This is a genomic window from Myxococcales bacterium, from assembly GCA_016720545.1.
Classification (GTDB): domain Bacteria; phylum Myxococcota_A; class Polyangia; order Polyangiales; family Polyangiaceae; genus JAAFHV01.
Genome location: JADKKK010000034.1, coordinates 173,151 through 187,372, shown reverse-complemented (window position 1 = coordinate 187,372; position 14,222 = coordinate 173,151). Strand labels below are relative to the sequence as shown.

Sequence of the window (14,222 nt, the reverse complement as noted above, 5' to 3'; positions counted from 1 at the left end):
GATCGACCAGGCGGGCCCCGCCAACGCCGCGAAGAACCCCGTCGGCTTGCGGGGGCTCGCCTTCGCCGAGCTCTGCGGCAGCGAGCCCGAGCTCCGCGCCCTGCTCGGCGCGCTTGGCTTCTCCCACACGCGCCGCCACGCGTCGCGCGCGCTCGACGTCTACACCCAGGGCTCCGCCACCTTCCTGGTGAACGACGAGCCCGATACCCACGCGGCGGAGTTCCGCGCAGCGCACGGCCCCTGCGTGAGCGCGCTCGGCTTCGCCGTGGACGATCCGGCTCAGGCGTTCTCGGAGGCGAGGGCCCGGGGCGCGCGGCCTTACACGGGGCGCGCCGCGAGGGCGATCGACGCGCCCGCGGTGCACGGCGTGGGCGACAGCCTCATCTACTTCGTCGCGGCCGGGCGCGAGAGCGCGGTGATGCGCGAGTGCCCGGCCGTCGAGCGCCCGACCTTGGTGCCGGATCGGGGCCTCCTATGCTTCGACCACCTCACGAACAACGTGGCGAAGGGTGAGCTCGCCACGTGGGCGAAGTTCTACGAGGAGGTGTTCGGCTTCACGCACGTGCGGAGCTTCGACATCAAGGGAAACAAGACGGGCCTCTACTCCTTCGCGCTCCGGTCTCCCGACGGCTCGTTCTGTATCCCCATCAACGAGGACAAGGGCGGCACGGGGCAGATCGCCGAATACCTGAAGGAGTATCGCGGCGCGGGCATCCAGCACATCGCCTTGCTGTCGAACGATCTCCTCTCCACGCTCGATCGCATCGACGGCGCCGTGCCGACCCTCGACATCGACGACTCGTACTACGAGAACGCCTTCGCCCGCGTGCCCGGCGTCCGCGAGAACCCCGAGCGCATCCGCGCGCACAACGTGCTCATCGACGGGGACCCCGAGGGATACCTCCTCCAAATCTTCACGAAGAACTGCGTCGGCCCGATCTTCTTCGAGCTCATCCAGCGGGAGAACCACCTGTCGTTCGGCGAGGGCAACTTCGGCGCGCTGTTCCGCTCGATCGAGCGCGATCAAGAGCGTCGCGGCGTGATCTGACCCGCGTCGGCGCAAGAGCGAATACGAAGTATCGAAATGGGCACTCGTGGGGGTGGGCGCTGCCCCCGCTCGAGCGCGAGGACTCTGCCACGGATCGAGCCGTCCATCGCCGCGCAGTGACGCGGGCGACGCGCTCGCTCCGGTGGGATCCCTCAGTCGGCGTACGCCAGCGCCATGAGGCCGAGACCGACCGCGAAGAAGATGGCCGCGGGGCCGAGCACGCCGAGCAGCCCGTAGTCGACGAACGCGCGCTCGGGATCCGTCGGCTCGTAGCGAACCTTCACCTTCTGGCCCACCGAGTAGGCGGGGGGCGTGGAGTACACGCCCACGAAGCGGCGGGACGGCCCGCCCTCGGACGGCTGGAACTCGATCACCGGCGCGAGGCCGCCGCTGTGGCGGCTGTCACCCAGCTCGCGCGGGCCCTGCTTGAGCTCCACCACGGTGCCTTCGGCGGGGCGGCGCCGCATCGCGCGGCGCTGCAAGAGCGCGCCCACGACGACGCCGAGACCCATGACGAGCCGGCCCACGACCACCACCCCGTGGAAGTCACTCACCTGGCCTCGCTGGCGCTAAGCGCCCCGGCGAGAGCCCTGGGACAGCGGCACATCTCGATCATCGGCACTGCGAAATACCCGACGTGACGACACACCGCTGGCCAGCCGTGCAAGCCTGGGCTCCCACGATTCGTTGGTCGCGGCAGGTGATCCATCCGGTCCCCGCGAGATCACACGCGGCGCCGTTCGACCGGCCGGCGCACAGCGCGCTCGCCGCCACGCGGCCCCTCTTCAGCGCTTCGGCGGCCACCCATCCGTAGCGACCCTCGACGCGCCCGAAGACGAAGATCATGGTCCGCACCGGGCGCACCCCGTTCAGCTCGAAGAGCGAGATGCGGAGCAACGTGCGACGATCGGGATCGATGCTCCGAACGCGCTGAAAAGCGAGCGAGGAGGGCGCGACCAGGAAGGTGTCGGTGGCGGCGCCGCCGAGGAGCGGCGTCTGGTAGGCGAGGTTCAGAGTGTTGCCGTCGCGCAGCATGTAGTCGCGCGCCTTCTCGCTCACGAGGGGCCCACTTCGAGGGCGAATCTTGAGCTGCGCCCACGGGGGCAGGCAACGCGTCGAGTCGTAGCCGTCTTGCGTGCACCCGTAGTCGCTCGCCGACTTCACGACGTACTCGGTGGTGGCGAACGATGGGCTCCCGCGGGGCGGCGTGTCGTACCGCTGGAAGGCGCTCTCGCGGATGCTCGCGGCCGGGATCCATGAGGACCCGCCGGCGTTCCCCGGGCGCGGCGAGGGCGAGATGGTCACGTCGAACGCATAGACGTACTGGCGCCGCTCGCTCGAGCCGTCGACCTGCATGACCTTGAGCTGGCCGAAATTCACCTTCACGCACGGGTGCCCGCGCTCGTCCTTGCGGACCTCTCCGCCCGCGAAGGAGTAGCAGGCGCCGAACACTCTGCCTCTTGCATGACCCGCGCCGTCGTAGATGGGGGTGTCGGTCTCGACTCCCCACTTCCCGACCTTCTCGATGATCTCGACGCGAGCCTTCGGTCCGGTCACAGCGCGCAGCGCGCGAATGGCCGCGGGGGGCAAGTACCGATTGCGGCCGGGTTGGTTGTTCGGGAATTGGCAGTTGTAGAGCGACCCTCGGCACACGCACGCCGCGCGGAGGGGGTTTCGCGCGCAGGAGTACGCGCGACTCCACCACGTGCGGCCCGCGCCGATCGGGGCATCGAGGAGCCCCAGTGACTGAAAGCCCGGGCCCGACTCCTGCCCTAGGTCCGGCGGGGGCGCCGGGAGCTCGTCTGGAATGTTCGGGTCGAGCGGCGCGGTGTCCAGCAAGTCGTCAGGGGATGAGCCTTCCTCTTGAGGCTCCGAGCCCTCGGGCCAAGCGAGCGCGTCGTGCTCGGCCTCGCTCGCGGCTTCATCCCCGACGAGCTCGTCGGCCCCGATGTCCAGGCCGAGGGCAGCGAGCTCGGGATCGAGCGCACCGGCCGGCTGAAAGGGCGTGGGCTGCTCCGTGGAGCCACCGCAGGCGGTGGGGGAGGCGAGCAGCGCCACCGCCAGCAAGCGAGCCGAGAGCCCACGACCCTGCACCACCGTCATCTTGAGAGGTTAGTCCGAGGCACGCTCGCTGGCAAGCCGGGCGGGAGCGCCGCCGCGGCGCCGAGTCCCGGGAACGGCCGCTCGAACCGGGCGCGCGGAGGTGTCGATTCGACGTCGTGGACCTCCGCGCACGCCGCACGCGGGTGCGTGGACTCGCGCGCGAGCGGCGCACGACGCGGCGACTCGATCGGCTGCTTCGCCCGACGGAGGGGTCGTCCGACGCGCGCACCGCTCAGGGAGCCTCGTGCCCCTTCGACCTCGAGCGGCTTGGCGCCCCGCGGCTCGCCCGACGGCGGGTCCTCGCCGAGGATCACCGAGCCGAAGTGGACCCCGGCCCGGGCGGCGAAGCCGTGGGGATCGTGGGGATGGGCTCGACTACCGCGATCTCCGCCAGCGCCGCGTGGTAGGCTCCTACTGCGCGGCGAGCGGAGCGCAGTCGAGCGACCAGGTGCGGGTCTCATTGCCCTTCGGACGCACGATCTCCACCTGCGCGGTGGAGGAGCCGTCGAAGCGTTGCGTCACCTGCTTGTTCGCGGAGGCGTTGCTGTGCGCGACCACGCCGGTCGGGCAGAGGTCGACGCCCGCCGCGTCCTCGCAGAGGCGGAGGTCGGTGATCTTGGACTCGACGATCCGGCCGCTCTCGAAGTTCGCGACGCCGGCCCCGTTGATGGTGCGGCAGCGGCTCGCGCGGTCGACCAAGACGACCTCCTCGGACCTCCGCGTGAAGGCGTGGCCGCGGGCGTTCGTCCCCGTCTTCGTGGCGCGGCGCACGACGCGTCGCCCCTCGGCCGTGAACGTGATGTCTGCCGAGACCACGCGGGTCGCGGGGCGCCCGTCGATGGTGAGGCTGTCGCTGACGTGCTCCGCGTGGAGAGAGCCATCGGCGTTCGCCGTGAACGTGACCGTGATGTCCCCGTCGACGACGCGCCGGCCGAAGCGCCCGGAGCAGTGGGTCAGCTTCACGTGCACGACGTTGGGCTTCTCGGCGTCCAGCGTTCGGGTCTTGCAGTCCTTCGTCTCGCCGGCCGCGAGCGAACGCGCGGCGAGCGAGGCGTCGGCGGAGGTGAGGTTCTCCAGCTCGGACGCGCTCATCCCGGTGTCGAGCGCAGACGAGACCGTGGCCGACTCTTCGTCGGCGGTGAGCTCGTCTTCCGTGCTCAAGGAACACGCGGAGGCGAGCAGGGCGAGCAACGAAACAGCGGCGGCGGCGGTCAGGGTCTTCATGTTGAGTCCTCCGGGATCCTGTCGAGCTCCGCGGCCCCCCACGTCGGAATGACGATCGGCGGTGCCCGGCGGTGAACGCGATGCCTCTAGCGAGGGCCGTGCCAAGCCGATCAGCGCCGGCTTCCGCAAGCTTGGCGGGTTCTTCGCGGTTCGGAGGTGCCCCCGAGCGGGTTCACCCTGAACGCGCACGCGTCCACCCGCGCGTCCGCCCCGCCGCCGGCCTTCGCCTCGTGCGCGCGCGCCGCGTCGTCGTCCCGCGAGGGCTGCACTACCTTGAGCGCGCGTTGCCTGCCCGTGCTCTCCTGGCGAGCTGCGTCTACGGCTCCCCTCGGCCCGCGGACGGTCGAGATGGGTTCGCGCGACGGGCACCCGAGGCCGCCGCGAACGGCTCGCGCTCCGCACCGCAGGACCGAAGCGTTCTGTCCGTACTCCGCAGGACCGACGCGCGCAGTACGCGCTGCCGCAAGAGGACCGGGCGGCTCGCGCGGAGACCTCATGAAGTGTCCGGGCTCGTCGATTCACGGACCGAGGCCTGCCGTCGTGCGCGCGACCCGCCGCGTCCGAGGAGCGCGCGGAGCCTCGTTCTCTTTGTGAGCGCGCACCGCAGGAGCGCAACGAAGGAGGTCGGGATGCGGCGGCGACGGACCGACGGGAGTAGATCAACGGGCTGCGAAATTTCGAGCGCGCTGGCCCCTTGCGCTGGGCCGCGTCCCGTCGTCCAATCGTCGCGCGGAGGCGCTCGTCTCCGCCGATTGGAGCCCCGATGAAGAAGCCTTCCGTCCCATGTGCCGCCGCCGCGCTGGTCGCGCTCGCGACGCTCGCGCTCCCGAAGGACGCTGACGCGTTCTGCGGGTTCTACGTCGGCGGGGCCGACGCGAAGCTCTTCAACAACGCGACGCAGGTCGCCCTCATGCGCGAGGGCACGCGGACCGTGCTCTCGATGCAGAACAACTACGAAGGGCCCGCGGAGAACTTCGCGCTCGTCGTCCCCGTCCCCGTCATTCTCCAGAAGGAGAACGTCAAGACTCTCCCGAAGGAGATCTTCGACAAGCTCGACAAGCTCGCGGCGCCAAGGCTCGTCGAATACTGGGAGCGCGATCCGTGCGAGGTCGATCGCATGCGCCACGAGGAGCGCGCCCGGGGAATGCCGAGACCCGCGCCCCCGGCGGCGGCGGGGCCGCGCCGCTCGGCGGATCTCGGCGTCACCGTGGAGGCCCAGTTCATGGTGGGCGAATACGAGATCGTCATTCTGTCGGCGAAGGACGCGGGCGGGCTCGACATGTGGCTGCGGCGCGAGAAGTACTCGATCCCCCCGGGCGCAGAGCCCTACTTCCGCCCCTATGTGCAGCAGGGCAGCAAGTTCTTCGTCGCGAAGGTCGACGCCACGAAGGTGAAGTTCGAGCGCGGCATGGCGAACCTCTCGCCCCTTCGGTTTCACTACGACTCCGACAAGTTCGCGCTCCCCGTGCGCCTCGGCTTGATGAACGCGAACGGCCCTCAGGACCTCATCGTTCACGTGCTCGCGAAGAACACCCGCTACGAGGTCGCGAACTACCCGAACGTCACCATCCCCACCAACCTCGACGTCGCGGAGAACGCGAAGTCGTCCTTCGGCTCGTTCTACACGGCGCTCTTCGACCGGACGCTCGAGAAGAACCCGCGGGCCGTCGTCACCGAGTACTCGTGGGACGCGTCCACCTGCGATCCGTGCCCGCTGCCGGCGCTCACCTACAACGAGCTCGCGACGTTGGGCGCCGACGCCCTCGCCCCGGCCGACTCCGATGGCCCGATCGCGCCCGTGCCGCCTCCACCCACGCGGCCCGGCGCGCTCCCTGGCAAGCCCAGCCCGGGCGCGACGCCGAGCCCGCGGCGGCCCGGAGGGCCTATGCGTGGGCCGCGCTTCATGCCGAGCGGCTTCGTGATCACGCGCCTCCACGCTCGGTATACGAAGGAGTCGCTCGGCGAAGACCTCGTGTTCCGCGCGGCGCCCGCCATCATGGGTGGACGCGAGTTCATGGGGACCAACGGAAAGCTCGAGGAGCGCTCGCGCCCGAGCGACTACGCCAACAACTTCCAGGCTCGCTACGCCGTCCGTCACCCGTGGACCGGCCCCATCGCCTGCGCGAACCCCGTCCGCGGTCGCTGGGGAGGCCCCCCCGCGGGGATCGAAGGCGACACGCGCCCAAAGCCCGCGCAGGGGCTCGCGTTCGCACCCCGAAACATGCAACTTGCATCTTTCCTTCGCAGCGACGCGCCGGAGCTCGGGGTCGCGGCGGCGGGCGCCCTCGTGTCGGGGGTGGGGCCGAGCGGCTCAAGCGCTCCGGGGCCCACGCCGGTCCCGGCGGTCGACGCGGGGAGCCCTGCCGTGGACGCTGGCGGCCCCTCGGCCGACGCCAACGCGCCGAAGAAGCAGGGCTGCGGAGGGTGCGACGTGGGCTCGGCCGTGGGCTCGGGCGGGACCCTCGCGTGGCCCTTCGTCGCGTTCGTGGCGTGGCGCGGGCGGCGCCGGGCGCGCCGAAAGGTCTGAGGGGCTCGGCGGTTCAGGGACCGAGATGCGGAGGGTGGGGCCGGCTGGGCTCTCGCGCGACGGGAGCACCAGACCGGTGTTGTCGGGGAAGCTCGTGTCCCGCCCGTGACGGGCTACGGCTCGTGAGCCTCGACGGAGGGTGAATCGTCAGTTCGGGCCGCTGCCGCCGGAGGCGAGATGCCGGGCTGCTCCGAGAAGTGCCCAGGGACGGAATCGAACCGCCGACACGGGGATTTTCAATCCCCTGCTCTACCAACTGAGCTACCTGGGCGACGCGCGTCGCCGCGAGTCACGAACGCTTCTCTCGCCTGACGCGGCCCGAATGTCAAGAGCGACGCGCGCGCGCGATGTTACGGCTCTTTTCGGCGAGGCGTCCGCGGCGGCGACGGGCGCCTGAGCCGAGGCAGGATCGGAAAAGATTAGGCTCGTTGTTGAAAGCGACTTTCATTGGCGGCATCGATAAGCTACAACCGTCTTGGCAGACGGGCATCCGCCCAGAAGGACGTTTCAGGACGATGAACACCTCAACTTCACGCGCGCTCTCTGGCCTCGCGCTCGCCCTCGTGGCCCTGGGCGCTGGCCCTCTGAGTCTCCTCGCGTGCGGCGACACGGCCGGGGCTCCGGCCGACGCGGGGGCGCCCGACGCGGCGCCGAGCGCGACCGCGACGACCACGACGTCATCCACGGGCTCCTCGACCGCCGATGCCTCGCCGCCCGATGGCGCCCCTCCACCGGACGCGGCGCCGCCTCCCGCGCCCATCGCCGCCGAGTCGTCGCAGCCGCTCACGGGCGCGCTGAACCCGTACGGCCTCGTGTGGGGCGCCGATGGCCACCTCTATGTCTCGGGCGCGACCTTGGTGGCGGGCGACCGCCAGCTCGCCGTGTGGCGCATCGACAAGACCACCAACCGGCCCGACCCCACGTTCGGCACCAACGGCGTCGTCACCGTGGCCATCCCCGGCGACGAGACGTCGTACGACCTCTTGGCGCTGAAGGACGGCAGCTTCGTCGTGCACGCCGTCTCGGGCGGCAAGGTCTGGCTCGCCAAGCTCACGAAGGACGCGGGCGGGGTGTACTCGTTCGGCGCGCCTCGCGCGCTCGTGTTTGGATGGGAGGACGCCGACTTCCCGAACTGGCCGGTCGCCGGCGCGACGCCCGCGTACGGGTCGTGGGGGCTCGCGCTCGACAGCTCCGGCGCCGCGGAGAAGATCGTCGTGTTCGCCTCCGGGCCGCCCGCGGTGGTGGCCGCGGGCGTGCAGCGCACCGACGCCGACCGCTGGGTGGCCCGCCTGCTCGCGAGCGATCTGTCGAACGACCCGGCCTTCAACGGCGGGAAGCCCACCTCGGCCGACGTGGACGGGAAGGCGCTCGCGGACAACGCCCGCCGCGGCATGGTCGAGCCCGACGGGACGATTCTAAGTGCAGGCTACACGGACTTCGGCGCGGGGACGGGCGTGAGCGTAGCGCTCCTTCGGCTGAAGGCCGACGGCACGCCCGACGCGACCTTTGGCTTCGGCACGACGTCGCCGGGCCAGACCAAGTTCAACCCTTTCCAGGCCTCGGGCGGCTCGGCGGAAGCGTACGGCGTCATCAAGCAGTCGGGCGGCCGCTATGTGACGACCGGCTACGGCGCGTCGAACCTCGACACCCCCACGCTCGAGAACGACCTCGTGTCGTTCGGGTTGCTGCGCGATAACCTGGATCCGTCGTATGGCAAGCTCGGCGCGCTCGCCGTGCAGAGCGAGAAGGACCCGGCCGCCGGAAAGGGCGCGCGCAAGTTCCGCGACAATGGCCGGGATCTCGTGGTCCTCGCCGACGATCGCACGGTGCAGGTGGGCTGCTACGACGACTTCGCCAGCGTCTTCGTCTTCACGAAGAACGGCGCGCTGGACACGGCCTTCGGCACCGGCGGCAAGCTCCAGTACACGCACGCGGCGCCGTTCTTCAAGGTGGCGCTCTCCCCAGACAAGAAGCGCCTCGCGGCGACTGCGAGCACCGTGAACGACGCGGCGCTGCTCGTGACGCTCAAGGTCGGCAACTGACGGGTCGATCCCGCAGAACCTGGTCGTCGGGGTCGTCCGCCACCGACGACGCGGTTGACGACGCGGTTGACGACGAGGCGCGAACGAACGAAGAGACGCAGGCACCGTGAGCCACCGCCCCATGACCTCCCTCCGCCACCGCCTCGCGGCGCGCGCGTCTCGGACGCTCGCCGTCGTGGGCGCGCTTCACCTCGCGGGGCTCGCGGGGCTCGCCGCGTGCCACACGACCGAAGACCCGCGCCCGGGGATCTCGAAGCGGGGAGCCCAAGCCACGCCGGAGCTGCCGCCGCCCATCGACGCCGGCCTCACGCCGGACGCCGCGGCGCTCCCCGTGGGGCCGCTCGCGTGCGGCGCGCGCCCGGCGACGACGGCGCCGTTCTCGAAGCGTGCGCTCCTCGGCGCCGCGGCCGACTGCGCAGCGTGGCACGCGTGCACGTTCGCGAACGCCGCGCACGTGCTGAGCCTCACGGTCGCGTCTGACGCCAAGGACGCCACCTCCGAGAGCCGCGCGCTCGCGCAACTCGCCTACCGACAGGCCATGGCCGCGTGGTCGGGGGTCGAGCTCTTTCAGTTCGGGCCCGTCGCCGAGAAGGTCACCGACAAATACCATGGGCGCGGACTGCGGGCGTACGTCCACCCGTGGCCGGACACGAGCCGGTGCCAGGTGGAGACCCAGATCGCGGGGCGAGGCTACGCGCAAGGCTTCGACCTCGTGTTCCCGAGCGCGCGAGGCCTCTTCGCGATCGAATACGCGCTGCACTACCCCGGGCGCGACACCTCGTGCACCCCCTCCTCCACGGGCGCTGCGGCGTGGGCCGCGCTGTCGCCGGACGCGCTCGCGAAGGCCAAGGGCGACTACGCCGTCGCCGTCGCGCGCGACGTGTCGACGCGGGCCGCCGCGCTGCACGCCGTGTGGACCCCAACGGGCGAGAGCTTCAAGGCGAAGCTGCTCGCGGCGGACGGCTACGGCAGCGAGCAAGAGGCGCTGAACGTGGTCGCCTGGTCGCTGCTCTACCCCGAGCTACAGGTGAAGGACCTCAAGCTCGGCAGCTACGCCGGCTTCCAGACCGCGCCGCCCATCCCCGAGAGCCCGTTCGCGCGGCTCGACGTCGAGAACGTTCGCGCGAACCTGCGCGGGTTCCGGAGCCTGTTCATGGGCTGCGGTCCCGAGGGCGAGGGGCTCGGCTTCGACGACTGGCTCGTCGCGGTGGGCGACCCCGGTCTCGCGCGAGACCTCGCCGCCCACTTCGCGACGGCGCTCGCCGCGGCCGACGCCTTCCCCCCGTTTCAGCAGGCCACCGAGGCGCAGTTCGTCGATTTCTACTTGAAAGTCCGCCCGCTCGCGAACCTCCTGAAGACCAACTTCTTCGGCTCGGCGAGCTCCCTCAACCTCAAGCTGCCCGCGAGCGCCGCCAGTGACACGGACTGAGGCCGCGCTCCACGCCGCTCCCTCGCTCGCCCGTCACCACGCCTCGCCCGGCGTCGGTGGGGGCCTCGCCCGGCTCGAGGCCGCGCTGATGCGCCCGGTCGACGCCGCGTGGCTCGCCGCGTACCGCGTGCTCTTCGGGGTCGCGTTGGGCGTCTCGATGCAGCGCTTCCTCGCCTACGGCTGGGTGGACGAGCTCCTTGTATCTCCTCGATATCGCTTCCATTATTGGGGCTTCGAGTGGGTCGAACCGCTCTCGCGTGGGCACATGCACGCGCTCTTCTGGGGGCTCTCGGCCCTCGGCCTCGCGATGGCGGCGGGGCTCGCCTACCGCGTGACCGCGCCGCTCTTCGCGCTCGGGCTCACCTACATCCAGCTCATCGACGTCTCCACGTACCTGAACCACTATTACCTCGCGGCGCTGCTCGCGTGGCTCTTCGCGGCGTCGCCCGCGGGCCGGGCCTACTCGGTCGACGCGTGGCTCGGACAGCGGCTCCGTCGACGCGCGAACGGCCCGGCGCGGCCGCAGGTGGCGCTCGCGTGGCTCGCGCTCTTCCGCACGCAGATCGCTGTGGTGTACGTGTTCGCGTCGATCGCGAAGGCGCAACCCGATTGGCTCGTGCACGGCCAGCCGCTGGGCATCTGGCTCGGCGCGAGCACCGATCTGCCCGCGCTCGGGCGGCTCTTCACGCTGCCGGGGGTCCCGCTCGCCATGAGCTGGGCGGGCTTCCTTTACGACGCCACGATCGTGCTCTGGCTCTCGATGAAGCGCACGCGGCCGTGGGCGTTCCTCGTCGTGCTCACGTTCCACACGCTCACGCGCGCGCTCTTCGACATCGGGATGTTTCCCGTGATCATGACCGCCTCGGCGCTCGTGTTCTTTCCTCCGTCGTGGCCACGCGACATGGTGAGCTGGGTGCGCGCGCGGGCCCGCCTCGCGCCGCCCGCGCCTCCCGTCGCGGTCTCCACTCCGGGGGAGTCGCCCGCGCGCGTCACGACAGTCCAGCGGCTCGCCCTCGGTCTCGGGCTCGCGTACTGCGTCTTCCAGGTCGCGATGCCGCTCCGCACGTTCCTCTACGGCGGCAACGTCCTCTGGCACGAGCAGGGCATGCGCTTCTCGTGGCGGGTGATGGTGCGCGCGAAGGGCGGCTCGACCACGTTCCTCGTGAAGAGCAAGGCCACCGGAAAGGTGTGGCACGTGAGCCCGCGCAGGTACCTGACCCCCTACCAAGAGAACGAGATGTCCGGGCAGCCGGATCTCATCCTGCAGCTCGCGCACAGCATCGGCGAGGACTTCGCGCTCCGGGAAGGGCCGGTCGAGGTGCGCGTCGAGGCGCTCTCGTCGCTGAACGCGCGGCGTGGCGCCGCGCTCGTGGACCCCGCGGTCGATCTGCTCACCGTGCGCGACGGCCTCGCGCCCGCCCGCTGGATCGCGCCTTCGCCGCCGGGGCCGCCCCCGCCCATTCGCCCCGTGCTCTGAAAGGGCCCTCGGAGCCTCCCATGACCCGTCGCCTCCGCTCTCTCCACGCGCTCCACGCGCTCCACGGGCGCCCGCTCGCCGCGCTCGCTTTCGTCGTGGGTCTCACGGTGGCTCCGCCCGCCTTGGCGGCCGATCCGCTGCCGGTCACCTCACCCCCCGCCGCCGCCGCCGCCTCGCCGCCGCCACCCGCGCCCGCGCCTCCGCGCGCCGAGGACGTCGTCGTGCTCGGGAACACGCTCGCCCGCACGCCCGGCTCGGTGCAGGTGCTCGGCAAGAAGCAGCTCGAGCGTTTCGCCTACGACGATCCGACCGCGGCCCTCTTGCAGGTGCCGGGCGTGACCATGCGCGGGGAGGACGGCGTCGGCCTCCGCCCGAACATCGGCATTCGCGGCTCGAACCCCGACCGCAGCAAGAAGCTCACGCTGATGGAGGACGGGGTGCTCTTCGGGCCCGCGCCCTACTCCGCGCCCGCGGCGTACTACTTCCCGCTCATGGCGCGCATGACCCAGATCCGCGTCGTCAAGGGCCCGTCGGCCATCGCCTACGGCCCGCAGACCGTGGGCGGCGCCATCGATTTTCTGACCCGCCAGACGCCCACGCACACCACCGGCACGGCCGACCTCGCTTTGGGCGCGTACGGCTACGGCAAGGCGCACGTCCACTTCGGCACCGGCACGGAGCAGTGGGGCTTCCTCGTGGAGGGAGTGCGCCTCCAGAACACGGGCTTCGCGCGCCTCCCGAGCGGCGCAGACACCGGCTCGTCGCGCAACGACTGGATGGTCAAGGCCGGGTACGTGCTCGACCCACGGGCCGACACCAAACACCGCTTCCAGGTGAAGCTCTCGTACGGCGACGAGGTCTCGAACGAGACCTACGTCGGGCAGAGCGACGCCGATTTTCGGGCCGATCCGCTGCGCCGGTACGCCGCGAGCGCGCTCGACCAGATGAAGAACCACCGCACGGGCGTCGTGCTCACCCACACGATGGAGGGGGCGGAGACCTCGTACACGCTGAAGACGAGCGCCTACCGCTTCGACTACACGCGGTCGTGGACGAAGCTCAATCGCCTCGGTCGCGCGGCGGTGGCCGACGTGCTCGCGAGCCCGAACGATCCGGCGAACGTGGGCTATTTCGCGGTGCTCCGCGGCGACGTCGACTCGAGCGGCGCCGGCGCCGACACCCTGTACATCGGCCCGAACCAGCGCCGCTTCGTGAGCGAGGGAGTGCAGTCGGTGCTGACGACGACCGCCAACACCGGCCCCGTAGGGCACGCGATCGAGGCTGGCGCGCGCCTGCACTACGACGAGGTGAACCGCGTGCACCTCGAGCAGGGCTACTTGATGGAGGGCGGGCAGCTCGTCTCCGCGGGCGAGCGCGAGCTCACGACCACTCGCAACTTCGCCCGCACCTACGCGCTCGCGGTGCACCTATCGGACGCGCTCACGTTTCGGCGCCTGACGGTGACCCCGGGGGTGCGCGCCGAGTTTGTCGCGTCGCGCGCGGAGGACTACCTCACGGGCACCGCCAAGAACGGCTTCGTTGGCGCGCTCATGCCCGGCGTGGGCGCCTACTACGCGCTCACCCAGCACCTCGGCCTGCTGGGCGGCGTGTATCGCGGCTTCAGCCCGCCGCCCCCCGGGAGCGGCCGCGAGGTGAGCCCGGAGTACAGCGTGAACTACGAAGCCGGTGCCCGGCTCACGCGCGGAAAAGCGCGCGTGGAGGCCATCGGATTCTTCAATAATTACTCAAACTTGACTGACGTGTGCAGCATGGCGAGCGGGTGCGTCGACGCGCAGCTCGATCGCCAGTTCGACGCCGGGAAGGCGCACGTCTACGGGCTCGAGACCTTCGGCACGTACGAAGTGCCCGCCGGCCCCGTGAAGGTGCCCTTCACCGCCTCGTACACCCTCACCTATGGCGAGTTCCGGAGCGCGTTCACCTCGCAGGATCCCATCTACGGCGCGGTGCGGGCGGGCGACCAGGTGCCGTACATCCCCCGGCACCAGTGGAACCTCGCCGTCGGCGTGGAGCACGCGCGCGCGGGCCTCAACGCGTCGGTCAACTACGTGGCCAAGATGCGAGAGATCGCCGGCACCGAGCCCATCGACCAGACCGTCGCGACCGACGAGCAGCTCTGGGCCGACGTCGGCGCCTACGTTGCCCCGCTGCGGTGGCTCCGCATCTACGCGAACGTGAGGAACCTGGCCGACGTCCACAACATCGTCGGCCGTCGCCCCTACGGAGCCCGGCCGAACGCGCCGCGCTGGGTGCAGATAGGGGCCAAGGCGACGTTCTAGGAATTAGCATGCAGCGTGACGCCTGGCGATTCGGCGCGAGGGCGGCCGCGTCAGAGGTCGGGGACAGGAGGCGCG

General features: G+C 71.0%; 9 protein-coding genes and 1 tRNA gene. 6 read left to right on the top strand and 4 right to left on the bottom strand.

Annotation, left to right across the window (positions count from 1 at the left end):
* Position 1 precedes the first annotated feature (1 nt).
* Positions 2 to 1,048, top strand: coding sequence for a 4-hydroxyphenylpyruvate dioxygenase (gene hppD, locus IPQ09_27500; GenBank protein ID MBL0197893.1), 1,047 nt, complete (start codon positions 2 to 4; stop codon positions 1,046 to 1,048).
* Between the two features lie 152 nt (positions 1,049 to 1,200).
* Here the strand turns inward: hppD and IPQ09_27495 are convergent, their stop codons facing one another.
* From IPQ09_27495 to IPQ09_27485, 3 genes are all read right to left on the bottom strand, one after another.
* A complete protein-coding gene (locus tag IPQ09_27495) occupies positions 1,201 to 1,602 on the bottom strand; it encodes a DUF3592 domain-containing protein (protein MBL0197892.1) in 402 nt (133 codons plus the stop codon).
* Positions 1,603 to 1,660: 58 nt separating this feature from the next.
* Positions 1,661 to 3,151: a hypothetical protein gene (locus IPQ09_27490; protein MBL0197891.1), complete on the bottom strand. Its 1,491-nt coding sequence runs from the start codon at positions 3,149 to 3,151 to the stop codon at positions 1,661 to 1,663.
* Between the two features lie 411 nt (positions 3,152 to 3,562).
* On the bottom strand, positions 3,563 to 4,375 hold the full coding sequence (locus IPQ09_27485) for a hypothetical protein (protein MBL0197890.1): 813 nt from the start codon (positions 4,373 to 4,375) through the stop codon (positions 3,563 to 3,565).
* 763 nt (positions 4,376 to 5,138) lie between these two features.
* Here IPQ09_27485 and IPQ09_27480 point away from each other — a divergent pair.
* Positions 5,139 to 6,902 carry a DUF2330 domain-containing protein gene (locus tag IPQ09_27480; GenBank protein MBL0197889.1) on the top strand — a complete coding sequence of 588 codons (1,764 nt, stop codon included), beginning with the start codon at positions 5,139 to 5,141 and terminating at the stop codon, positions 6,900 to 6,902.
* 198 nt (positions 6,903 to 7,100) lie between these two features.
* On the opposite strand, the gene IPQ09_27475 is transcribed toward IPQ09_27480, so the two are convergent.
* A tRNA-Phe gene (locus IPQ09_27475) sits at positions 7,101 to 7,173 on the bottom strand.
* Positions 7,174 to 7,417: 244 nt separating this feature from the next.
* Here IPQ09_27475 and IPQ09_27470 point away from each other — a divergent pair.
* The 4 genes from IPQ09_27470 to IPQ09_27455 all read left to right on the top strand — a co-directional run bounded on the left by IPQ09_27470 (position 7,418) and on the right by IPQ09_27455 (position 14,147).
* Positions 7,418 to 8,944, top strand: coding sequence for a hypothetical protein (locus IPQ09_27470; GenBank protein ID MBL0197888.1), 1,527 nt, complete (start codon positions 7,418 to 7,420; stop codon positions 8,942 to 8,944).
* 121 nt (positions 8,945 to 9,065) lie between these two features.
* Entirely contained in the window at positions 9,066 to 10,373 is a 1,308-nt protein-coding gene (locus IPQ09_27465) for a hypothetical protein (protein ID MBL0197887.1), read from the top strand.
* An 88-nt stretch (positions 10,374 to 10,461) separates the two neighbouring features.
* Positions 10,462 to 11,850 (top strand): HTTM domain-containing protein, encoded by a 1,389-nt coding sequence (locus tag IPQ09_27460; GenBank protein ID MBL0197886.1) that lies wholly within the window; start codon positions 10,462 to 10,464, stop codon positions 11,848 to 11,850.
* Positions 11,851 to 11,870: 20 nt separating this feature from the next.
* On the top strand, positions 11,871 to 14,147 hold the full coding sequence (locus IPQ09_27455) for a TonB-dependent receptor (protein MBL0197885.1): 2,277 nt from the start codon (positions 11,871 to 11,873) through the stop codon (positions 14,145 to 14,147).
* Positions 14,148 to 14,222: the final 75 nt, after the last annotated feature.